Source organism: Herbidospora solisilvae, from assembly GCF_009901565.1.
Taxonomy (GTDB): Bacteria; Actinomycetota; Actinomycetes; order Streptosporangiales; family Streptosporangiaceae; genus Herbidospora; species Herbidospora solisilvae.
In genome coordinates this window covers 261,443-282,490 of sequence record NZ_WXEW01000007.1, presented here as the reverse complement: position 1 = coordinate 282,490, position 21,048 = coordinate 261,443, and the positions used below count along the sequence as shown (strand labels likewise).

Below are 21,048 nucleotides of genomic sequence, written 5' to 3'. Positions count from 1 at the left end.
CGGAGGCATGCGGATCGGGGAACTCGCCGAGATCGCCGGGGTCTCCACCCGGACCATCCGGCACTACCACCACACGGGCCTGCTGGCCGAGCCCACCCGGCGGGCCAACGGCTACCGCGACTACCGCCTGCGCGACGCGGTCGTGCTGGCCCGCATCCGGCGGCTGGCCGAGCTCGGCCTGTCGCTCGACGAGATCCGCGACGTGCTGGCCGACGACGAGGGCCGGGAGCTGCGCGAGGTGCTGCTGGAGCTCGACGCCGACCTGGCCCGCGAGCAGCAGGCCATCGCGGCGAAACGAGCGCGCCTGTCCAGGTTGCTGGCGATCGAGGGTGATCTGAGCGCCGACGCGGTGGTCTCTCCGGAGATGGCCGACGTGCTGCGCGCGCTGCCCGGCGAGGGCTTCGCCAAGTTCGACCGGGAGATGATGTCGCTGCTCCCGCCCGAGGTGCTGGCCGAACTGGGTCCCATGGTCGAGGGCGCGGCCGACCTCTACGCCCGTCTCGACGCCCTCCACGACGCCGCGCCCGACGACCCCCGGGTGGCCGCGCTGGCCGCCGACCTGCTGCGTGCCCTGCCCGCGTCGATGCTGGGCGGGCTCGGCGAGGAGAGCGGGGAACGCTGGCTCGGCGAGCTCGGAGTCGAGATCCTCCCCGCCCAGGCGGCGGTCTTCCACCAGGTCATGGCGATGGCGAGGGAGCGGAACCGATGATCGTGCGACTGTTGCGGTTCGAGGTCGACGGGCTCGTGTCGGTCGGCCGGTGGTTGCTGCGGCGGCCCGACGTGCCGGCCGGGGCGGTGGCGGTGCCCTACGCGAAGGCGCAGAACCCGCTCCTCACGGTCTTCCTCGTCGTCCAGGTCGTCGAGACCGTCGGCGTGGAGCTGCTGCTGCGCGGGCTCGGCGTGCCCGAGGCGGTGCGAGTCCCGCTGCTGGCCCTGGGCGTCTACGGGTCGGTCATGGTGGCCGGCATGATCGCGTCGGGCGTGGTCAGGCCCCATGTGGTGACCGGCGCCGAGCTGCGCGTCCGGCTGGGCCACTACCTCGACGTGCGGGTGCCGGTCGAACTCATCGAGGGCACCGGCACGGTCCGCGGCTACGAGTCGTCGCTGAAGGTCGACGGCGAACGGCTGATCGTGCCGGTCGGGTCGCAGACCAACACCCGCGTCACCCTGCGCGAGCCGATCACGGTCACCCGGCCACTCGGGAGAACGGCCGAGGTGCGAGTGATCGACTTCTATGCGGAGTCACCACCGGCAGCAGTGGGGAGACCGTCGTCAGCTCACGGGCGGTGAGCACCATCCAGAGCGCGTCGGCCACCAGCGTGGCGTCGAGCAGGACCTCGTAGGCCGCCCAGTCGGGGTCGCCGTCGACGAGGATCCCGGGCGGCATCGGCACGATCTGCCCCAGCAGCGTGGTCGCGGCGGCGAGCAGCCCGGCCGCCAGGGTGGCGAGGCTCCACCGCCCGTCGAAGAACTGGAGCGTCAGGACCAGCCCCCACCAGACGACCAGGATGGTCGTGAGCGGCGGGCTCAGCAGCCAGCCGATCAGTCCCAGGATCACCAGCACGATCCGCACCTGCCAGGGCAGCTCCCCGAACACGCCGGGCAGCAGGACCACCACGGCGACGATCAAGGCGATCGGGATCAGCGTGGACAGGAGGTCGGGCAGCTCCGCCAGCACCGTCCACAGCAGGGTGTCGCACAGTGCCAGCGCGATGAGGGCCTGGCGCAGCCCCCGGTGCACGGTGAGCGGCGGCATGCGCAGCAGGGCCCAGAGCAGGCAGCCGTGCAGCGCGCCGATCACGACGAGGCCGGGGATCAGCGCCCACCCGCCGGCGTCCTCGTCCCACCCGCCGTTCATGGTCGCCACGGCGTGCAACGCCCGCACCTCGCCGGTGATCGCGAAGTAGGCCAGCACTACGCCATAAATGCCGACAATTGCCGCAACCAACGATTTCGACATGTCATTCATCCGTTTTCTGGGCGCAAAGCGACGATCTTAGCGCGGATTATTCGGATGAATGTGGGTGAAGCGACAAGCGCCTGACCAGGAGCAAAGCGGACTGCGATCCTGTCTCGGTCATGGTGGACCAGACTGCCTCCCTCGAACGGGTCACCGCCATCGCCGCCGAGCACCACACGGCACTCGATCAGGCGACCCGCCTGGTGCACGCCATCGCCTGGACCGGCGGTGGCGCCTCGGCATTCGCCGACCTGCTCACCGAGCAGCGCACCACCCTCCACGGGGCCCTCTCCGAATCGATTTCCCTTTTTTCCGGTACGCCCGAACTCGCGGCCGGAATACCCCGACTCCCCCGCCCGAGGGGCGCGTTCGCGGGTTTCTCCCGGAATGTGCTGCCGACCCTCGCCGGTGAATTGTGCGCCGCCTCCCGAAATCTGGAAAAGATGGCCGTGTTCCTGTCACAGGAGCTGTCGGCGGCCGGGATGTCCGACCGCCCGGCCCGGGTCATCGCCGACATCGCGTTCTGGTCGGGCGAACAGGCCAGGGACATCCGCGCCCGGCTTGTCGAGCTGCCCCCCGGCGAGACCCTGCCCGCCGCCCTGGCCGCCTACGGCGTGTTCGGCGCCCACGCCGGCGACGAGGCCGGCGCCGAACCCCTGCTCACGCGGGTCACCGCCGGCGACCCGGCGGCCGTCGACGCCCTGCTGGGCCTCCAGCACCGCTGCGCCTCCCCCGGTCTCGGGGCCCGGGTCGGCGCCTGGTGGACGCTGCAACATCCGGGGGTCCAGGCGACCTCCCTGGGCCTGCCCGCCTTCGGCGGCCTGCACGGCCTGCCGGCGGTGGTGCGCGACTCCGCCAACCGGGAGTTCCTCCGGGTCGAGCACGGCCTGCTCACCCACGACCTCCACCGGCTCGGCGCGTCGGTGATGTGGCAGTCCGACCGCGACCTGCCGCGCAGCTGGGACCGGGTGAACATCCAGCTCAAACGCCTGGAGACGATCAAGTCGGTGACCGCCCCGGTGCCCGGCTACCCCGACCCGATGCTGCTCGGCTTCGACGTCTCCGGCCAGGGACGGCTCACCGTCTCGTGGGGCGACCCCGACACCGCGCAGACCACCGTGATCTTCGTCCACGGCCTGAACACCGGCCTCGCCGGCGCGACGACCAGCGTCACCCGCGCCCAGTTGTTGTGGCGGCAGGCCTCGAGGATGGCGGGCACCCCGGTGGCCTGCGTCACCTGGGACGGCTACGACACCCCGCTGGTCGACTTCGGCGCCTTCACCCCCGACCGCAACGCCGCCCTGGGCGGACAGGCGCTGACCGCCTTCTGTCTGGGCCTGCGGGCCGCCCACACGCCGTCGGCGACGGCCAGGAGCGTGCTGATCGGGCACGGCGACGGCGCGCTGACCGTCCACCGGGCCCTGGCCGGGTGGGCCGGGCTGGCCGACGACGTGATCCTCCTCGACCAGGGCGACGGTGACTGGCGGCCCGAGTCGGCCGCCCTCCGCGACGTGGCCACCATCGTCAACGGATCGGGGCCCCGATGAAGACCGCGCTCGTGTTCTGGTTCCTTCTCACCCTCACGGGATGTGGCATGTCGGACGACGACGAACTGACCCAGATCCGGGCGACCGACCGGGTGGAGAAGCTGGTCCGCGACACGGCCGGGGCGCTGACGCCGCAGCCCCAGCTCGAACTCATCCCGGTGTCGGTCACCCCGACGGCCTGCCTCGACAAGAGCGAGTCGCTGCAGAAGATCGTGGTCAGCCGGGCCTACTGGCTGCGCGGCGTCGACCGCAACCAGCACATGGTGGTCTCCCGCCAGGTCGCCGACTACTGGAAGGAGCAGGGTTTCCAGGTCATCGCCAAGAACGCCGACCCCGGCAACCCCGACCTCAGCGGCATCACCGAGCCCGACAAGTTCATCCTCGCGCTGACCTGGGGTTCCGGCGACCACATCTATCTGGCCGCGACCTCACCCTGCGTCTGGCCCGAGTCGTACCGGTAGCCGGTCGAGGGCGCGCAGCAGCGGCAGCGGCCGCCACCGCAGGTCCTCCGCCTGCACGGCCAGGCTCATCTCCGGGAAACGCTCGAACAACCGCGCCAGCGCGATCCGCGCCTCCAGCCGGGCCAGCGGCGCCCCCAGGCAGTAGTGGATGCCGTGCCCGAAGGCCAGGTGGGGGCCGTCGTCGCGGGTGAGGTCGAGCCGGTCGGGCTCGCGGAACTCCGCCGGGTCGCGGTCGGCCGCCGAGACGGCCACCGCGACCAGCTCGCCCGCCGGGATGGTCACCCCGGCGATCGTGACCTCCTCCCCGGTCACCCGCTGCGGCGCGAAGTTGAGCGGGCCGTCGTACCGGAGGAACTCCTCGACCGCCCGGTCGATCACCTCGGGGTTCCCGAGCAGCTCGGCCCGCTGGTCGGGGTGGGTGAGCAGGGCCAGCACGGCGTTGCCGATCAGGTTGACCGTGGTCTCGTGCCCGGCCAGGAACAGCAGGAAGCAGGTCGAGATCAGCTCGACGTCGTCGAGCCTGTCGTCCTGGTCGCGGGCCTGCACCAGCCCGGTCAGGATGTCGTCGCCCGGCGCGGCCCGCTTCTCCTCGATGAGCGCCGAGAACCGCTCGACCACCCCCGCGACGCTGCGGTCGCGCTCGGTGGGGTCGTCTCCGGCGCGGAAGGGCCGCGCCAGCAGCTCCCGCAGGTGCGCCCGCAGGTCGTCGCGGTCACGTTCGGGCACCCCGAGCAGTTCGCAGATGACCGTCATCGGCAGCGGGTAGGCGAAGGCGTCGATCAGGTCGACCTCGCCGTCCATCCGGTCGAGCAGCCCGGCGGCGATCTCCTCGACCCGGGGCCGGAGCCGCTCGACCGCCCGGGGCGTGAACGCCTTGCTGACCAGCCGCCGCAGCCGGGTGTGGTCGGGCGGGTCGCTGTTGAGCATGTGCGAGGCCAGCTCGGCGGGCTGGACGCGGGCGTCCGGCGTGGTGACGGCCCGCTGGAGCCCCTCGCGGAGGGCGGCGGCGTCCTTGCGGAGCCGGGGATCGGCCAGAGCCTCGCGGGCGTCGTCGTAGCGGGTGATCAGCCACATGCGGATCCCGTTGGGCATCACGACCTGGACGGCCGGCCCTTCGGCCCGGAGCGCCCGGTAGGCGCCGTGCGGATCGCGCAGGTAGTCGTCACCGAGCTCGGTCAGACCGTGCGACACACGAGGCTCCTTTCCCCACCCGTAGTCATGGCCCGCCGGCCCGGCCGCGACGCCGACGGGGCCGAGCCTTTACGGGAAACGGTGCAGACCAGGACCTTTCCGGCCCAGGACGTCGCCGGGGTTGGAGTAGGGGCACGACACCAGTGACAGGCAACCGCAGCCGATGCAGTTGGAGAAGTTGTCGCGCAGCGCCGTCAGCTCCTCGATGCGCCGGGTCAGGTCGTCATGCCATTCGCGGCTGATGCGGGCCCAGTCGCGTTTGCCGGGCACGCCGTCGGCCGGGAGGCGGTCGAGGGCCTCCTTGATGCGCTCCAGGGAGACGCCGACCCGCTGGGCCACCCGGATGAAGGCGATCACCCGCAGCACGTCGCGGCGGTATTCGCGCCGGTTGCCGGCGGTGCGGCGGCTCTGGATGAGGCCGAGGCTCTCGTAGTAGTGGAGGGCCGAGACGGCCACGCCGGCGCGTTCGGCGACCTGGCCGGGCCTCAGCCAGACCGCGTCGGGATCGATCACCCTTCGTCCCCCCGTTGACGTCAAGTGCGCTTGATGAAGTGGACTCTACCCATGGCAATCATGCGGGCGGCCGGAGTGGCCGAGTTCGGGGCGGCGGACCGGCTTCGGATCGTGGAGGTGCCCCGGCCGGAGCCGGGGCCGGGCGAGGTGCTGGTCCGGGTGCGGGCGGCCGGGGTGCAGCCGGCCGACGTGGCGGTGCGCTCGGGGTGGCTGCCGCCGGGAGCGCCCTCGGCGCAGTTCCCGGTCGTCCCCGGCAACGAGTTCTCCGGGGTCGTCGAGGGCACGGGCGAGGAGGTCGTCGGGTTCCGGGTGATGCGGTGCTACGCCGAATACGTGGTGGTCCCGGAGACGCAGGTCGTGCCGAAACCCGAGGGGGTCGGCTGGGCGGCGGCCGGGGCGTTGTCGGCGTCGGGCCAGACGGCCCACACGGCGCTGGAGCGCCTGGGCCTTCGGGAGGGCGAGACGCTGCTCGTGCACGGCGCGGCGGGCGGGGTCGGGACCATGATCACGCAGCTCGCCGTACGGAAGGGCGTGCGGGTCGTCGGTACGGCGAGCGCCGCCAACCAGGACCACGTGCGAAGCCTCGGGGCGGTCCCGGTCGTGTACGGCGACGGCGAGCTCGACCGGCTCAAGGAGGCCGGGCCCTTCGACGCGGTGCTCGACGCGGCCGGGCACGGGAACCTGCACACCGCCGTGCGGCTCGTCGGCGACCGGTCGCGGATCGGCTCGATCGTCGACTGGGACCTCGCGAAGGAGCTCGGCTGCCGGTGGATCGGCAGCGACCGGAACCGCGACCGGCTCGCCGAGCTGCTCGACCTGGTCGCCAAAGGAGAGTTGCGGGTGACCGTCAGGGCGCAGTACCCGCTGGAGGAGGCCGGGAAGGCGCACGCCGACGTGGAATCGGGGCACGGACGGGGGAAGGTCGTGCTGATTGTCGGGTAGGGGAGGCCGATGGACGAAAACGGACTCACCGTGAACCTCATCGGCTATCACGTCGAGGCCGTCGACGGCCGGATCGGAACCGTCGACGCCGTCAGCGACGAGATCGACGAGGGCTACCTCGTCATCGACACCGGACCGTGGATCTTCGGGCACCGGGTCATGCTGCCCGCCAGCGTGATCACGCAGGTCGACGCATCGCAACGAAAGATCTACGTCGACCGGACCCAGAAGGAGATCAGCGACGCGCCGGACTTCATCATGGCCGACGATCCGCCCCAGCGGGCCTACGCCGACCGGTTCCCCTACGGGATCTCCTGAAAGACGAAAAGCCCCGCCCCTTGGAATGCGCCGGAAGGGGGCGGGGCGTTTTCGGCGTCTACGGCCAGCGGTCGACCCGCACCGGCGTCGGCTTCTCGATCACGCCGAGGCGCTCCAGCAGCACCAGGAACGTCGAGGCGTAGGGCGAGGACTCGGCCACCCCGGCCACGCGGTCCCAGTCGACCTGCTCCCGCATCGCCCGGACGGTCGGCAGCAGCCCCGAGTAGTCGCAACTGTGCTCCGACAGCGGCAGGATCCACGAGATCACCAGGTCGGTCGCCTCCAGCACCGGCAGGCTGAGCGCCGCGGTGTTGATCATCGTGGCGCGCCCGATCATCTCGGGGGTGACGGGCCGGTCGGCCAGCTGGAAGATCAGGTCGACCAGCACGCCCTCTTCGTCGAAGGCCTTGACCAGCCAGTCCTCGGGCGGGCGTTCGGTCCGGAAGCCCATGTTCTCCAGCGTCTTCAGCGCCAACGGGACGTCCTCTTCGACCAGCGCGAAGTCGACGTCGTGCAGAGAAGGGGCCGCTCCCCTGGCGTATCCGGCGCAGCCGCCGGCCAGGGCGAAGCGCACGCCCACCTCCTTGAGGCCGGACCCCGCCCGCTTCAGCGTGTCCAGGATGGCGTCGGTTACCTCGTGACTGTGACTACCCACGCGCACCGTTTGCCCCGGAACGTTCGACCCAAACAATCCGGGGTAATACGTCGCGCCATGACCGAGACCCTCAGAGAGATCAACGACGCGTACTCCAAGGAGCGCCCTTTGGCTTCTTACGCCAGGGTCCTCGGTGTGTACGGCACCGCCGTCGCCGCCCTCCTGGCCGCCGGAAGGCTGACCGGACGCAAGGCCCCCGACCGGGTGGCCCCCATGGACCTCGCCCTGATGTCGGTGGCCACCCACCGCCTGTCCCGGACGATCGCGAAGGACACCGTCACCAGCCCGCTCAGGGCGCCCTTCACGCGGTACGTCGGGGTCTCCGGGCCCTCCGAACTGAAGGAGGAGGTCCGCGGCGAGGGCCACCGCCACGCCGTGGGTGAGCTCCTGAGCTGCCCGTTCTGCCTGGCCCAGTGGATCGCGACCGGCTACGCCGCCGGGATGGTCTTCGCCCCCGGGGTGACCCGCCTGGCGGGGGCCACGATGACGGCGGTGGCGGTGTCCGACTGGTTACAGCTCGCGTACTCGAAAATGATCAAGGTGGCGAAATGAGCGAACAAGAGCACAGGATCCTGTTGACCAACCCCGAGGAGAACCCCAAGGAACGGGTCGACCGTGAGCTGAGCGAACTCCTCCAAGGCCTGCGCGTCCAGTCGACCGGGGTCCAGGTGCTGTTCGCGTTCCTGCTGACGCTCCCCTTCTCCGCGGGGTTCAGCCGGGTCGACGAGTTCGGCAAGTGGCTCTTCTACGCCGCCCTGGTGTCGGCGGCGGTGGCCTCGATCTGCCTGCTGGCCCCCGCGGTGCAGAACCGGATCCTGTTCCGGTCGGGCCTGAAGGAGATCATGCTCCACCGGGCCAACGAGCTGGCGGTGGTCGGGGGGATCGCCCTGGCGGTGTCGATGACCTGCTCGACCGGGCTGGTCGTCGAGGTCTACCTGGGCGCCACTCCGGCCATTCTGATCGCGGCCGGAGTGGTCTTACTGAGCACCTGGTTGTGGTTCGTGCAGCCGCTGCTGACCCTTCAGCGGAACCGCGGCAGGATCGCCGACTCGTAGAACTCGAAGAAGCCCTCCTGGTCGGGCCCGATCTGGGCGATGTAGATCTCGTCGTATCCGGCGTCCACGAACTGCTGGATCGCCGCGATGTGCACCTCGGGATCGGGACCGACCGGGAGGGTCAGGTCGTCGGGCCGGACCAGCGTGGCGAGCTGCTCGAAGTGGCGCGGCAGCGGGAGCAGCTGGCTGGCCTCGCCCTCGATGCCCTCGGTGGGCCACAGACGGTGGGCCAGCCGGCGGGCGTCGTCCTCGTCGGTGCCCCAGCAGACCTTCAGGCCGGCCTGCGCCGGCTTCCCCGCTCCCCCGGCCTTCCGGTAGGCCTCCAGCAGGTCGGCGTCCGGCATCACCGACACGAAGCCGTCGCCGATCCGGCCCGCGAGCTCGGCCGAGCCGGGGCCGAAGGCCGAGACGTAGACGGGCGGGGGTTCGTCGGGCAGCGTGTAGAGCCGCGCGTTCTCGACGTCGTAGAACTCGCCGTGGTGGGTGACCAGGCCGCCCTCCCACAACTCGCGGATGATCCCCACGGCCTCCTCCAGCATGCGCTGCCGGTCGCCGGCCGGGGGCCACGGGTCGCCGAAGATGTGCTCGTTGAGGGCCTCGCCCGTACCGACCCCGAGGTGGAAGCGGCCGTCGAGCAGGACCTGCGCGGTGGCCGCGGCCTGCGCCACGATCGCCGGGTGGATCCGCACCAGCGGACAGGTCACCGCCGTCGTCACCGGCAGGGAGACCACCTGGGAGAGCGCGCCGATCACCGACCAGACGAAGGAGCTCTCGCCCTGCTCGTCGATCCAGGGGTGGAAGTGGTCGGAGATCCACAGACCCTCGAACCCCGCCTGCTCGGCGAGCACGGCCTGCCTGACCAGCTCTTTCGGGCTGTGCTCCTCGGAGCTGAGGAAGTAACCAAAACGTGTCATGAAATCTCCCCTGCCCATGTTCCCTGGCGTTAATGACCGCTTCGGGAGGGCAGTCGAGCTTCATGGCTACTTTGCTCTGGATCATCGCGGTCGTACTCGTCATCGCCGGGATCTACGTGATCCTCGCTCGTCGGGACATCCTGTGGGGGATCGTCCTCATCGTCCTCGGGTTCCTCGTGGGGCCCGGCGGCGTCAGTATCTTCAACGTATAGCGACATGAGAACACGACAATGGCGGCCGGAGGGTCCGGCCGCCATTACGTGTTCCTAGCACTCCTCCGAGCCGAGGCAGTAGGTGGCGTAGGCCCGGCGCAGCACCGGCAGCGCCACGTTCCTGACCCGGATCCCGCCCGGGGTCATGCCCTTCTCGGTGCCCGCGTGGGCGTGGCCGTGGACGATCAGGTCGGCGCCCTCCGCGTCGACCGCCTCGGCGAGCAGATAACTGCCGAGGAAGGGGTAGATCTCCGGCGGCTCCCCGTGCAGGGTCTCCTTGACCGGCGAATAGTGGCTGAGCACCATGCGGTATTCGGTGTCGAGGCTCTTCAGCGCCACCCGCCACCGGTCGGCGATCTCCCGCGTGTGCCGGACGAACGCCTTGGTCTCGGGCTCCCCGAACTCGCTGGCCGACTTGCCGGCGAACCCGCCGCCGAAGCCCTTGCCCCCGGCCACCCCGAGCCGGCCGCCGAGGAGCGTCTCGGCGGTGTCGTCGAGCACGATCCCGCCGGCCTCCCGCAGGACGGCGATGATCTCCTCCTCGACGTCGGAGTGGTAGTCGTGGTTGCCCAGCACGAAGACGACGGGCACCGGCAGGCCGCGGAACTCCTCGGCGACGATCTTGCCTTCGTCTAGGGTGCCGTGGCGGGTCAGGTCGCCGCCGACCAGCAGGACGTCGGCGCGTTCTTCGATGCCCTCCAGGTGGGGCCGGTAGCTGCCCCGCTGGGCCTCTCCCAGATGGATGTCGGCGACGGCCGCGACACGGATGCTCACAGCTGCTCCTCCTCGCCGGGGTCACGCACTTCGACGCAGGTCACCTCGTTGTGGACGGTCAGGCCCGGGGCGGCCTCCTGGGCCACCTCGGTCAGCAGATGTCGCTGGTCGTCGCCGGTCACCTGACCTCGCAGGAAGAGCTGGTCTCCCCGCACGTCGACCCGGATGCCGAGTTCGTTCGTCCGGCCGTCCTCCGCGAGGGCTTGCTGCACGCGGGCGGCCACATAGTGCGGTGTGTCCATAGAGAAAACGCCTGCCCGCCTCTTTTCCGGCGAAACAGGATGTTTGCTGGACGGCCCATAGGTTAAAGTGAAGGCAATCTTGTGCCTAGGAAGCAGGCACCTCCCTCGCTGACGCATGCCGTCCCGGAGGTCCCTTGCTCACCGCACATTCCCCCCTTTTCGCCGCGTCTAACCGGCGTGCTCTCCTCCCGGCTCCCGTGACCCCGGACTCGGGCCACCCGTTCGCCCGCGATCCCGCCCGCGAGCGGGATCAGCCGTTCCCGGAGGCAACCCCATGAAGATCGCCATGATCTCGGAGCACGCCAGCCCGCTCGCCTGCGTCGGCACCACCGACGCCGGGGGCCAGAACGTCCATGTGGACGCGCTGGCCAGGGCGGTGGCGGCGCTCGGTCACGAGGTCGTCGTCTACACCCGCCGCGACGACGAGAAGGCGCCGGAGAGGGTGCGCATCGCGCCCCGCGTCACCGTCGTCCACGTGCCGGCCGGACCGGCCCGGAAGATCCCGAAGGACGACATCCTCCCGTGGGTGCCGCACTTCGCGAAGTGGTTGCGGGAACAGTGGCTGTTCGACCGGCCCGACGTGGTGCACAGCCACTTCTGGATGAGCGGCCTGGCCGCCCTCGGCTCCGCCCGTGAGCTGGGCATCCCGGTCGTGCACACCTACCACGCGCTCGGCTCGGTCAAGCGGCGCCACCAGGGCGCCGAGGACACCAGCCCGGCCGACCGCATCGAGGCCGAGACCCGGATCGGCCACGAGGCCGACGCCATCGTCGCGACCTGCACCGACGAGGTCGACGAACTGCGCCGGATGGGGGTCAGCCGCCAGCGGGCCCGGGTCGTGCCCTGCGGCGTCGACCTGGCCCGGTTCAACCCCCACGTCGCCGCGCCGCGCAGCGACCGGCCGAGGCTGGTGTCGATCAGCCGCCTGGTGCCCCGCAAGGGCGTCGCGACGATCATCGAGGCGCTGCGCGGGATCAAGGGCGTCGAGCTCGTGGTGGCCGGCGGGCCGCCCGCCCACGCCCTGCACCACGACCCCGAGGTGACGCGGCTGCGCTGGCTGGCCCAGCGGAACGGCGTCGCCGACCGGGTGACCTTCGCCGGACAGGTCGCCCGCGAGGACGTGCCCGCGCTGATGCGCTCGGCCGCCGCCGTCGTCAGCGTGCCCTGGTATGAGCCCTTCGGCATGGTCGCGCTGGAGGCGATGGCCTGCGGGGTGCCGGTCGTCGCCTCGTGCGTGGGCGGCCAGAAGGAGACCGTGGTCAACGGGATCACCGGCGTGCTGGTGCCGCCCCAGCGGCCCGGCGCGCTGGCCAGGGCGGTGCAGCGGCTGCTGGCCGACCCGGTGCGGATGAGCGCCTACGGCATCGCGGGGGCCGACCGGGCCAGGGCGCGCTACGGCTGGAACAGGATCGCGACGGAGACGGTCGCCGCCTATCGAGAGGTCGGCGTCCGGTTGGAGGCGACCGCATGACGACCGCACTCGTGCTGCGCGCGCAGGGCATCGGCCATCTCCTGACGGCCGTGCCCGCCCTGCGCGCCCTGCGCCGCAGTGGCATCAGGATCGCCCTGGCCTGCCCGCCGGAGCTGAGCGAGCTGGCCGCCCTGACCGGGGTGGTCGACCGGCTCATCCCGGCGTACGGCCTGGAGCCGATCATGTGGCCCGGGCTCACCGACCGCAACTCCGACCTGCCCTTCTTCCCCGAGATCGCGGTGAACCTGCACGGCCGGGGGCCGAGGTCCACGGAGCTGCTGGCCGACCTGCGGCCCCGGAGGTTGTGGGCGTACGCGGAGGAGGCCTATCCCCCCGGGCCGAAGTGGGAGGACGACGAGCACGAGACGCGGCGGTGGTGCCGCCTGGTCGAGTGGTACGGGCTGAAGGCCGACCCCCGCGACCTGCTGCTGCCCCCGCCGATGATGCCGAGCCCGGCGGCCGGCGCGGTGGTGATCCACCCGGGCGGCACGGGCCTGTCGCGGCGCTGGCCGCCGGAACGCTTCGCCGAGGTGGCGCGGGCGATGGCCGGGGAGGACCTGCCGGTCGTGGTGACCGGGTCGCGCAAGGAGCGCCCGCTGGCGCTGCTGGTGGCGACGCAGGCGGTGCTGCCGCCCCAGATCGTGCTGGCGGGCCGGACGTCGTTGCGGGAGTTGTGCGCGGTCGTGGCCGGGGCGCGGCTGGTGATCAGCTCCGACACGGGGGTGTCCCAGCTCGCGACGGCCTACGGCACCCCCTCGGTGACCATCTTCGGCCCGGAGCGGCCCGAGCGCTGGGGCCCGCCGAGAGAACGCCCCCGCCACCAGGCGCTGCGCCGTGACGCCGATCCGGCGAGCGTGACGACCTCGGACGTCCTGAGAGCCGCGTCCGCGGTGCTGAACGACGGGCTGGTCAGGCGTTGAGCAGTTCGTCCGCCTGAGCCGCCACCGCGTCGGCCCCCACGTCGGTCAGCCACGACACCGGGTGGTCGCAGCCGCCCGGTTCCCGCAGGCCCGCGCCTCCGCAGGTCGGGCACTGCGTCGTCCACGAGATGAGCGGGCGGTGGTGGCTGCGGGTGAGGGGCCCGGCGTTGATCAGGTCGCCGCACCAGTAGACGCCGACGGTCGGCGTTCCGGTCGCGGCGGCCAGGCGACGGGGGCCGCTGTCGTTGGCGATCACCACGTCACAGGCCGTGTAGAGGGCCGCCAGGCCGCCCGCCGACAAGGCGCCGACGACGGGGATCGACCTCGGGATCAGCGCGGCGACCTTCTCCACCAGGTCGCGCTCGTGGTCCCCGCCGGTCACCGCGACCGGCCGGCCCAGCCGGGCGGCGGCCTCGGCGAAGCAGGCGGCCGGCCAGCGGCGGCGGGCGTCGCGGCCCCCGGGGTGCACCGCGATCAGGCCGCGCGGGAGCTGCCCCAGGACCGACCGCAACTCGGCGTAGTCGTCGCGGGTCACCCGCATGCGCGGCTCGACGTCGTCGGAACTGGCCCCCACCAGGCCCGCGACCTCCAGGAAGCGCAGGGTCTCGTGCTGGTAGGGGACGTAGGGCACCCAGCGGTCGAGCGGCTGGGCGTCGTCGCCGCGCAGACCGGCGGTCACGCGGGCGCCCAGACCGTTGACGAAGGCGTTGGCGTGGTGGCCGTCGCCGTTCATCTGGAGGGCCAGGTCGAAGCGGCCGACGAGTTCGGGCGGCGGGTCGAGTGACTCCTCCATGGGCGGCACCGGCACGACGTCGTCGACCGGGCCGGGACGTCCGCGCAGAAACGGCACCTGCCACTCCTTGCCGAGCAGAGTGATTCTGGCGGCCGGATAGGCACGGCGCAGCGCCTCCACGGCGGGGAGGATCAGCAGCAGGTCACCCAGGGCCGTCGCCCGCAGAACGGCGATCCGCTCGACGCTCTCGACGATGAGGTTCATCGCAGGACCTTCGATCGGTTCGGTTTCGGTACCTCGGCCCGGTTACCCGAGGGGTTCATGAGCAAACACGCTGCGGTTTTCCCCGCACGCCCCCGGGCAGCAGAGATCCCCATGACGGAAGAGACAGTGCGCCGCTTCCCCGGCCTGACGGCCGTGGTCGTCGGGGACGTGATGCTCGACTCGTGGCTCCAGGGCCAGGCCAGCCGGATGGCGCAGGAGGCGCCGGTCCCGGTGGTCAGCGTCGAGCAGATCGAGGACGCCCCCGGCGGCGCCGCCAACACCGCCGCGAATCTCGCCGCGCTGGGTGCCCGCGTGCACCTGCTCGGCGTCGCCGGCGCCGACCCCGCGGGGACGGCGCTTATCGGAGCCCTCCTCCGCCACGAGGTGGACGGGCCCATCGTCACCCGCAGCCGCCGGACCGCCGTGAAACGGCGGGTCATGTCGGGCGGGCAGATCGTGGCACGGTACGACGAAGAAGACCGTTCCCCCATCCCGGCGCAGGTCGAGCAGGAGCTGATCGCCCAGATCCGCGAGCTGGCCGACGTGGCCCACGTGGTCATCGTCTGCGACTCCGGCGCGGGCGTCTGTACCGAGGAGGTCCGCCGGGCCCTCTCGGGCCTGCCGATGCTCGTCGTGGACGCCTACGACCCCGAACTGTGGCGCGACGCCGGACCGGCCGCCGTGCTGGCCAGGCACGACGCCTGCGACCTCCTCCCGGACGACTGCGCCCCCATCGTGGTCACCGACGAGGGCGACGGCGCGGTCGTCCACCGGGAGGGCCGACCGCCCCACCGGACCCGGCCGGGCTCGGGCGACCTCGTGGGCGCCGGGGCCGGCGACACCTTCACCGCGGTCTTCTCGCTGGCACTGGCCGCGGGGGCCGATCCGGCGACCGCCGCCGACCTGGCCCAGGCGGGCGCCGACGTGGTGTCCCGCCGTCCCGGCACGGCGGTCTGCGACGCGGCCGACCTGCTCGCCGAGCTGGGCCGCCCGCGCCCGGCCATGCCGGCCAAAGTGCTGGCCGAACGGGTCGCGGTCGAACGTGAGCAGGGCCGCCGCATCGTCTTCACCGACGGCTGCTTCGACATCCTGCATCCGGGCCACGTGACCTGCCTGGAGCAGGCCCGCCGGTTCGGCGACGTGCTGGTGGTGGGGGTGCGGGACGACCGCAGCGCCGCCCGCAGGAAAGCCCCCGACCGGCTGGTCAACAGCGCCGAGGACCGGGCGGCCGTGCTGGCCGGGCTGGGCTCGGTCGACTACATCACGCTGATCGAGGACGACACCCCGGCGTCCCTGCTGAAGCTCATCCGCCCGGACGTGTACGTCAAGGGCGGCGTCGGCCATCCCGACCTGCTGCCGGAGGCCCGCCTGGTGCGGGAGCTGGGCGGCGAGGTCCGCGTCGTCGAACGGCGATAACGCACGAAATCGGAGGGTAGGGGATAAATCATGACAGAGCCGAGAAAGACGGAAGAACAGGTCGACGCCCGGGGCAAGCCCATGGTGCCGGCGACGCCGCGCGACGTCGTCCACGTCAGGCTCGGGTCGTTCGGCCTGGTGATCGCGATCGCCGTGGCGGTGATCGCCGGCCTCAGCGGCGTTTGGTGGCTGATGATCGTCGGCATCGTGGGCGCCGTGGCCATCGGCATCGACATGTACGTCGCCACCCGCCGCCAGAAGTCACTGGGCGGCGGACCGCGCTCCGAGGCCGGCTGACCGCCCGAGGAAGGACCGGGCCGGGACACGACGTCCCGGCCCTCGTTTTCTCGGCCCGGTTTCCCGGCCGGGCGCACGGGCCGGTCATTGAGCCCTTTTCGTTCTGATGGCGCTGGTCAGGCTGGGGCTGTCGCCAAGACAGTGGCCGGCCATGATCCGATGCCCCGGCCGGGAGCCTCGTCGTTGTCTTACCGTGCTTACCGTGCCGCGATTCCGCCCATCATGGCGTCTGCCGGTCGCGGCGGGTCTGCTTCTTCTCGCGGATGACCGCGTGGGCGTCGGCGACCGGGCCCAGGTGAGCGAGCTTGTCGGGATTGACGATCGAGCGGATGGTCTGGATGCGACCGTCCAGGATGTCGAGCGTCCAGACGTTGAAGATGTGACCGTCGCGGTCGCGGATGACGGCGCCCGGCTGGCCGTTCACCTCATGCGCCTCCAGCACCGCGCCGATCTGGGTGAACGGCGGGATGGCGACGGACAGCACCCGGGCGACCTTCGCGACGCCGAAGAGGGGGATCGTACTCCCGATCTTGCCGGCGCCGTCGTTGACCAGCTGGACGTCGGCGGCCAGCAGTTCCTGCAGCCCTGTGACGTCTCCTTCCCTCATCGCACGGAAGAACCGCCCGGCGAGCTGGTCGCGGGCCCGGCGATCCGCCTCGAAGCGAGGGCGGCCCGCGTCCATGTGACGGCGCGCCTGCACCGCGAGCTGGCGGCAGGCCGCCTCCGACCGCTCCACCGCGGCGGCGATGTCCCGGTAGCTGAAGGCGAACACCTCGCGGAGCACGAAGACCGCACGTTCGAGCGGGCTGAGCCGCTCCAGCAGGATCAGCGCCGCCATCGACACCGAGTCGGCCAGCTCCGCCGACCGCTCCGGGTCCTGGTACGGGTCGGTCAGCAGCGGTTCGGGGAACCATGGCCCGACGTAAGCCTCGCGCCGGATGCGGGCCGAGCGCAGCACGTCGATCGAGATCCGCGTCACCGTGGCCGACAGGAAGGCCTTGGGCGACTCGGGCAAGGTCGGGGAGCCGTCGTAGCGCAGCCAGGCCTCCTGGACGGCGTCCTCGGCCTCGCTCACGCTGCCCAGGATGCGGTAGGCGATCGCGAAAAGCAGCGGCCTCAGTTCCTGGAAGTCCTCGACGCGAGTCACGCTGACCATTGATATCAGCACTCCGGACAAAGGGTGACATGGTGTCGCAGGTCACACTCGGGCGATCTCACATCTCCGCCGGGCTATCTCGTCCAGGGGGTTGTAACGGCTGAAAGCGGCAACAAGGAGCACACCATGCAGAAGGTTTGGTTCGTCACCGGCTCGTCCCGCGGCCTGGGCCGCAACTTCGTGGAGGCCGCCCTGGCGCGCGGCGACAAGGTCGCCGCCACTGCCCGGAACACCGCGAGCCTGCGGGCGCTGGCCGACACCTATGGGCACGCGGTGCTTCCACTGGAGATGGACGTGACCGACAGGGCCACCGTCTTCGAGAACGTGAAGCGCGCCAAGGAGCACTTCGGCCGGCTCGACGTCATCGTGAACAACGCCGGCTACGCCCAGATCGGCGCGGTCGAAGAACTCACCGAACAGGAACTGCGGGACCAGCTCGAGACCAATCTGTTCGGCGCCGTGTGGGTGGTCCAGGCCGCGCTGCCGTACCTGCGCGAGCAACGCTCGGGGCACATCATCCAGCTGTCCTCGGCCGCCGGGGTCATCGCGATGCCACTCGGGGGCGCGTACCACGCCTCCAAGTGGGCTCTGGAGGGCCTGAACGAGGCGCTCGCCGGCGAGGTCGCCGAGTTCGGCGTCAAAGTGACCATCATCGAGCCCGGCGGCTTCGCCACCCGGGACGGCAACAACCCCGACCCGCTCGCCAACGGTCACATGGCCAAGCCGGACCCGGCCTACGACAGTCTCCGTCAGCGTCTCGGGGCGATGACGGGGAAAATGCCCGCAGGCGACCCCGCCGCCGCGGCGCAGGCACTGCTGAAGCTCGTGGACTCCGCCAACCCGCCGGTGCGGGTGCTGTTCGGCAAGGGCTTCCAGCCTTTGATCGAGCGGGCCTACGCCGACCGGCTCAAGACCTGGGCCGACTGGCAGGACCTCTCAATCGAGGCACACGGCGACCTCGAAGCCCGCTGACCCGGGTGAAAGGCCGCGGCTTGTACCCAATAAGGAGGAGCCGGCGTCGACCTTTACGTCATGACCCGCCGCCAGAAGTCGCTGGGCGGCGGAGCCCGCTCCGAGGCGGGATAGCCGGGGGGAGACGACGGGCCGGGATATGGCATCCCGGCCCGCGGTCTCTCAGCCCGGTTTCACGGGCCGGTCTCTCAGGCGTCGACCGAGAATCGCTCGACCACGACCGAGCTGCGGGTGAATCCGCCGGTCAGGCAGGCCGCCGCCGCGGCGATGAGGTTGCCGGTGGCCCGGCCGTCGGCGTGGGCGACCCCGCCCTTGAAGGCCCCGGCGGCGACGTCGCCCTCGACGTGGAGCGCCTTGCCCACGCGGCTGAAGGCCGATTCCGTGATCGTCGACCGGGTGCCGTCGTTCCAGGTGATCGTGACCTTGGCCGAGGCCGGGTCGATCGGCCCCGGGCACCTGCCCGTGACGGTGGCCCTGACCCGGACCACTCCCCGCGTGATCCCCGGGTGCTTGGCCGACTGGCAGGAGCTCAGGTCACCGGTGCCCCGCACGCGGATGGTCTTCTCGGTGAACGTCAGCCCCGGGGTGTACCGCAGCTGCAGGGTGCCGGACAGGCAGCTGACCCCGCCGATGTCGTCGTCGGCGGCGGCCGGCGGGAGCGGCGTGAGGACGAGGCCGGCGGCCAGGGCGACGGCGGACCACAGGAGTGAACGCATGAGCCCATCGTCAGCGCGGCACGTCGTCGCGGCCCGCGGGCCACGCGCGGGCTTTGACGAGGCGCAGCCGTAACGGAAGGGCCCTTTGACGCACTCACTCTGAGTGCTTGATCTATTACGTCAAGTGAGGAATGGTGATCATGCTCTGATCGACCCTCTCCGAAGGAGGCACTCATGCCTTTCATCCGTCGCATGCTGTCCTGCGCCGTTCTGGCGACCACCGTCGGCGCGGGCGTCGCGCTGCCCGTCTCGGCCTCCGCCCAGGCCGCCCCGGGCGCCGTCTGCGTCGACGCCACCAACAGCCGCGCGAACAACACCGAGGTCCGCCTCTGGGGGTGTCTCGACCACGCCAACCAGAGGTTCGTGATCGACGCCGGGCAGATCAAGGTCAAGGACACCGTCGGCACCGCCCGGGAGGTCTGCCTCGACACCACCAACAGCCGGGCCAACAACACCAAGGTCCGCCTCTGGACCTGCCTCGACCACCCGAACCAGAAGTTCGTGATCGACGCGGGACAGATCAAGGTCAAGGACACGATCGGCACCGCCCGGGAAGTCTGCCTCGACACCACCAACGACCGGGCCAACAACACCAAGGTCCGCCTCTGGACCTGCCTCGACCACCCGAACCAGAAGTTCGTGATCGACGCCGGAAAGATCAAGGTCAAGGACACCCTGGCCTGATCCGTTCCCGCCCACGGCACGAAGAAGCCGGGCCGGAGGCTCGACGGCCTCGGGGCCCGGCTCTTCCGTTTCGCGTGGCTCAGATGGGGTCGTTGTAGCGGCGCTCCTCGTAGACGCGACGCTGGGTGGTGTGCACCTCGTCCACGGGGGCCACCGGGGTCACGGTGGTGGACGCGCGGCGGACGGCGCTCAGCCGGTAGAGGCCGAACAGCAGCCCCGCCAGGCCGCCCACCATGAGGATGACCCCGATGACCTGGATGTCGAGCCCCGCGAGGGTGAATTCGACCGCCCAGGTGAGAATGGCGCCCAACATGATCAGGATGATGCTTCCGGCGATGGTCATGGCGTTCCTCCTTCGACCCGTGCACTATCCCGTGAGCGAATCTCAAACGCGGGGGGAGCAAAACCGCACCACGCGGGCAGAATGCCCGTCATGAACGAGACCCCCGTCGTGATCATGGGCTTGATGGGCGCCGGCAAGAGCACGATCGCGCGCCTGGTCGCCGAGGCGCTCGGGCGCGAGATGCGCGACAGCGACGGCGACCTGGAGGCCCGCTACGGGCAGACGGCCGCCCGTATGAACGAGACCGTGGGCGCCGACGTGCTGCACGACCGCGAGACCGAGGTCCTGCTCGACGCCGTGGCCGCGCGGCCCGCCGTGGTGGTGGCCGCCGCCGCCAGCACGGTCGAGGACCCGGCCGCCCGTGAGGCGCTGACCTCGTCGTTCGTGGTCTTCCTGGACGGCCCGCCCGAGGTGCTGGCCGAACGCATGTCCTCCAGCAGCCACCGGCCGCACTTCGAGCCCGATCTGGTGCACATGCTCAAGACGCAGCGGGACAAGCGGCGGCCGAAGTTCCTGGAGGTCGCCGACCACGTGGCCGACGCGACCCGGACCCCACACGAGATCATGACGGGAGTGCTGGCGGCGTTCCGCGGCTAGCCCGGCACGGCGGTCGGCGCCGGATGCGGCGCCGGCCGGGGACGGCGGGCGGCGCCGGGGTGGGCGGAGCCGTAACTAGGAGTCTCCCAGCACGAACCAGACGATCTTGCCGCCACGCGCGCCCGGCGCGAAGCCCCACGACGCGGCCAGGGTGCCCACGATCAGCAGGCCCCGGCCGTCGGTGGCGTCCGGGCGCGCCTCGCGCAGGCGAGGCGGCATGGCGCCGGTGTCGAAGACCTCGCCGTAGACCCATTCGCGGGTGCCGCGCAGGCGGAGCGCGAAGGCGGTGCCGGCGTGGCGGACCGCGTTGGTGACGAGTTCGCTGACGATGAGCTGGCAGTCGTCGACGAAGGAGGCGCAGCCCCGGCTGGTCAGTTCACGCCGGACCAGGCGGCGGGCCTCGGCGACGCTGGCGCCGACGGCGGGGAGGAGGCATTCGGCCGACCAGGTCTCGAAGTCGTCGAGCCCGTCGAGCGCCGTGACGGCGAAAGGGACACTCATGCCCGCGTCCTCCTTCACCGTCCAGATTGGGAGCGCTCCCACTCCTTACCACGGTACGGCACCCCGCCGCTCATGTGAACCAGCGGCGTCGAACTTGTTACATGCCGCGACGATCTACCGCTGGACAGGCGAATTGGACGGTGTCCAATCACATCCGGTTCCATAGAAAGAATGTGATCTGGGTCACAGTTATA

General features: G+C 71.2%; 28 protein-coding genes. 16 read left to right on the top strand and 12 right to left on the bottom strand.

All coding sequences use genetic code 11. From position 1 onward, the window contains the following. The first annotated feature begins 7 nt into the window (after nucleotides 1-7). Complete coding sequence (locus GT755_RS24490; RefSeq protein WP_161481973.1) at nucleotides 8-709, top strand: helix-turn-helix domain-containing protein; 702 nt, start codon at nucleotides 8-10, stop codon at nucleotides 707-709. Continuing rightward, entirely contained in the window at nucleotides 706-1,290 is a 585-nt protein-coding gene (locus tag GT755_RS24485; RefSeq protein WP_161481972.1) for a hypothetical protein, read from the top strand. The genes GT755_RS24490 and GT755_RS24485 overlap by 4 nt, the downstream gene beginning before the upstream one ends. Here GT755_RS24485 and GT755_RS24480 read toward each other — a convergent pair. Next, nucleotides 1,187-1,915 carry a hypothetical protein gene (locus GT755_RS24480; RefSeq protein WP_161481971.1) on the bottom strand — a complete coding sequence of 243 codons (729 nt, stop codon included), beginning with the start codon at nucleotides 1,913-1,915 and terminating at the stop codon, nucleotides 1,187-1,189. The two genes, GT755_RS24485 and GT755_RS24480, sit on opposite strands and share 104 nt — an antisense overlap. Nucleotides 1,916-2,079: 164 nt before the next feature. Between GT755_RS24480 and GT755_RS24475 the strand changes: the two genes are divergently transcribed. After that, on the top strand, nucleotides 2,080-3,507 hold the full coding sequence (locus GT755_RS24475) for an alpha/beta hydrolase (protein WP_161481970.1): 1,428 nt from the start codon (nucleotides 2,080-2,082) through the stop codon (nucleotides 3,505-3,507). Further along, nucleotides 3,504-3,968 (top strand): hypothetical protein, encoded by a 465-nt coding sequence (locus tag GT755_RS24470; RefSeq protein ID WP_161481969.1) that lies wholly within the window; start codon nucleotides 3,504-3,506, stop codon nucleotides 3,966-3,968. The genes GT755_RS24475 and GT755_RS24470 overlap by 4 nt, the downstream gene beginning before the upstream one ends. On the opposite strand, the gene GT755_RS41280 is transcribed toward GT755_RS24470, so the two are convergent. Continuing rightward, entirely contained in the window at nucleotides 3,936-5,159 is a 1,224-nt protein-coding gene (locus GT755_RS41280; RefSeq protein ID WP_202610460.1) for a cytochrome P450 family protein, read from the bottom strand. The genes GT755_RS24470 and GT755_RS41280 overlap by 33 nt on opposite strands. Before the next feature lie 69 nt (nucleotides 5,160-5,228). Further along, nucleotides 5,229-5,669 (bottom strand): redox-sensitive transcriptional activator SoxR, encoded by a 441-nt coding sequence (gene soxR / locus GT755_RS24460; RefSeq protein ID WP_161482212.1) that lies wholly within the window; start codon nucleotides 5,667-5,669, stop codon nucleotides 5,229-5,231. A 54-nt stretch (nucleotides 5,670-5,723) separates the two neighbouring features. On the opposite strand from soxR, the gene GT755_RS24455 reads away from it, so the two are divergent. Beyond that, entirely contained in the window at nucleotides 5,724-6,614 is an 891-nt protein-coding gene (locus GT755_RS24455; protein ID WP_328794481.1) for an NADP-dependent oxidoreductase, read from the top strand. Nucleotides 6,615-6,623: 9 nt separating this feature from the next. Next, on the top strand, nucleotides 6,624-6,932 hold the full coding sequence (locus GT755_RS24450) for a PRC-barrel domain containing protein (protein ID WP_161481968.1): 309 nt from the start codon (nucleotides 6,624-6,626) through the stop codon (nucleotides 6,930-6,932). A 58-nt stretch (nucleotides 6,933-6,990) separates the two neighbouring features. Here the strand turns inward: GT755_RS24450 and GT755_RS24445 are convergent, their stop codons facing one another. After that, a complete protein-coding gene (locus GT755_RS24445) occupies nucleotides 6,991-7,587 on the bottom strand; it encodes a nucleotidyltransferase family protein (protein ID WP_161481967.1) in 597 nt (198 codons plus the stop codon). A gap of 57 nt (nucleotides 7,588-7,644) precedes the next feature. Between GT755_RS24445 and GT755_RS24440 the strand changes: the two genes are divergently transcribed. Then, nucleotides 7,645-8,139, top strand: a complete 495-nt coding sequence (locus GT755_RS24440; RefSeq protein ID WP_161481966.1) for a DUF1360 domain-containing protein — start codon at nucleotides 7,645-7,647, stop codon at nucleotides 8,137-8,139. Further along, entirely contained in the window at nucleotides 8,136-8,642 is a 507-nt protein-coding gene (locus GT755_RS24435) for a DUF6328 family protein (RefSeq protein WP_161481965.1), read from the top strand. Before GT755_RS24440 ends, GT755_RS24435 begins: the two co-directional genes overlap by 4 nt. Here GT755_RS24435 and GT755_RS24430 read toward each other — a convergent pair. Beyond that, a complete protein-coding gene (locus GT755_RS24430) occupies nucleotides 8,609-9,556 on the bottom strand; it encodes a TIGR03557 family F420-dependent LLM class oxidoreductase (protein ID WP_161481964.1) in 948 nt (315 codons plus the stop codon). The two genes, GT755_RS24435 and GT755_RS24430, sit on opposite strands and share 34 nt — an antisense overlap. A gap of 62 nt (nucleotides 9,557-9,618) precedes the next feature. Between GT755_RS24430 and GT755_RS38700 the strand changes: the two genes are divergently transcribed. Further along, nucleotides 9,619-9,768 (top strand): GPGG-motif small membrane protein, encoded by a 150-nt coding sequence (locus GT755_RS38700; RefSeq protein WP_169807523.1) that lies wholly within the window; start codon nucleotides 9,619-9,621, stop codon nucleotides 9,766-9,768. A gap of 54 nt (nucleotides 9,769-9,822) precedes the next feature. On the opposite strand, the gene GT755_RS24425 is transcribed toward GT755_RS38700, so the two are convergent. Both GT755_RS24425 and GT755_RS24420 read right to left on the bottom strand, forming a co-directional pair. Further along, nucleotides 9,823-10,542, bottom strand: a complete 720-nt coding sequence (locus GT755_RS24425; protein ID WP_328794480.1) for a metallophosphoesterase family protein — start codon at nucleotides 10,540-10,542, stop codon at nucleotides 9,823-9,825. After that, complete coding sequence (locus tag GT755_RS24420; protein WP_161481963.1) at nucleotides 10,539-10,784, bottom strand: BON domain-containing protein; 246 nt, start codon at nucleotides 10,782-10,784, stop codon at nucleotides 10,539-10,541. Before GT755_RS24420 ends, GT755_RS24425 begins: the two co-directional genes overlap by 4 nt. Before the next feature lie 274 nt (nucleotides 10,785-11,058). Between GT755_RS24420 and GT755_RS24415 the strand changes: the two genes are divergently transcribed. Then, nucleotides 11,059-12,255, top strand: coding sequence for a glycosyltransferase (locus tag GT755_RS24415; RefSeq protein ID WP_161481962.1), 1,197 nt, complete (start codon nucleotides 11,059-11,061; stop codon nucleotides 12,253-12,255). Then, on the top strand, nucleotides 12,252-13,175 hold the full coding sequence (locus tag GT755_RS24410; protein ID WP_161481961.1) for a glycosyltransferase family 9 protein: 924 nt from the start codon (nucleotides 12,252-12,254) through the stop codon (nucleotides 13,173-13,175). Before GT755_RS24415 ends, GT755_RS24410 begins: the two co-directional genes overlap by 4 nt. Here the strand turns inward: GT755_RS24410 and GT755_RS24405 are convergent. Continuing rightward, nucleotides 13,165-14,172: a glycosyltransferase family 9 protein gene (locus GT755_RS24405; protein ID WP_161481960.1), complete on the bottom strand. Its 1,008-nt coding sequence runs from the start codon at nucleotides 14,170-14,172 to the stop codon at nucleotides 13,165-13,167. The two genes, GT755_RS24410 and GT755_RS24405, sit on opposite strands and share 11 nt — an antisense overlap. Before the next feature lie 111 nt (nucleotides 14,173-14,283). Between GT755_RS24405 and GT755_RS24400 the strand changes: the two genes are divergently transcribed. Then, nucleotides 14,284-15,588 carry a PfkB family carbohydrate kinase gene (locus GT755_RS24400; RefSeq protein WP_161481959.1) on the top strand — a complete coding sequence of 435 codons (1,305 nt, stop codon included), beginning with the start codon at nucleotides 14,284-14,286 and terminating at the stop codon, nucleotides 15,586-15,588. 30 nt (nucleotides 15,589-15,618) lie between these two features. Further along, nucleotides 15,619-15,885, top strand: coding sequence for a hypothetical protein (locus GT755_RS24395; RefSeq protein WP_161481958.1), 267 nt, complete (start codon nucleotides 15,619-15,621; stop codon nucleotides 15,883-15,885). Nucleotides 15,886-16,105: 220 nt separating this feature from the next. Here GT755_RS24395 and GT755_RS24390 read toward each other — a convergent pair whose 3' ends face one another. After that, a complete protein-coding gene (locus tag GT755_RS24390) occupies nucleotides 16,106-17,032 on the bottom strand; it encodes an RNA polymerase sigma-70 factor (RefSeq protein WP_161481957.1) in 927 nt (308 codons plus the stop codon). Nucleotides 17,033-17,167: 135 nt separating this feature from the next. Between GT755_RS24390 and GT755_RS24385 the strand changes: the two genes are divergently transcribed. Continuing rightward, a complete protein-coding gene (locus tag GT755_RS24385; protein WP_161481956.1) occupies nucleotides 17,168-18,013 on the top strand; it encodes an SDR family NAD(P)-dependent oxidoreductase in 846 nt (281 codons plus the stop codon). Between the two features lie 188 nt (nucleotides 18,014-18,201). Here GT755_RS24385 and GT755_RS24380 read toward each other — a convergent pair whose 3' ends face one another. Then, nucleotides 18,202-18,729, bottom strand: a complete 528-nt coding sequence (locus GT755_RS24380; protein WP_161481955.1) for a hypothetical protein — start codon at nucleotides 18,727-18,729, stop codon at nucleotides 18,202-18,204. Between the two features lie 174 nt (nucleotides 18,730-18,903). On the opposite strand from GT755_RS24380, the gene GT755_RS24375 reads away from it, so the two are divergent. Continuing rightward, entirely contained in the window at nucleotides 18,904-19,413 is a 510-nt protein-coding gene (locus GT755_RS24375) for an RICIN domain-containing protein (RefSeq protein WP_161481954.1), read from the top strand. Between the two features lie 79 nt (nucleotides 19,414-19,492). Here GT755_RS24375 and GT755_RS24370 read toward each other — a convergent pair whose 3' ends face one another. Next, nucleotides 19,493-19,756, bottom strand: a complete 264-nt coding sequence (locus GT755_RS24370) for a DUF6458 family protein (protein ID WP_030456058.1) — start codon at nucleotides 19,754-19,756, stop codon at nucleotides 19,493-19,495. A 90-nt stretch (nucleotides 19,757-19,846) separates the two neighbouring features. On the opposite strand from GT755_RS24370, the gene GT755_RS24365 reads away from it, so the two are divergent. Then, nucleotides 19,847-20,353: a shikimate kinase gene (locus GT755_RS24365; RefSeq protein WP_161481953.1), complete on the top strand. Its 507-nt coding sequence runs from the start codon at nucleotides 19,847-19,849 to the stop codon at nucleotides 20,351-20,353. Nucleotides 20,354-20,428: 75 nt separating this feature from the next. On the opposite strand, the gene GT755_RS24360 is transcribed toward GT755_RS24365, so the two are convergent. Next, nucleotides 20,429-20,854 carry an ATP-binding protein gene (locus GT755_RS24360; RefSeq protein WP_161481952.1) on the bottom strand — a complete coding sequence of 142 codons (426 nt, stop codon included), beginning with the start codon at nucleotides 20,852-20,854 and terminating at the stop codon, nucleotides 20,429-20,431. Between the last annotated feature and the right edge of the window lie 194 nt (nucleotides 20,855-21,048).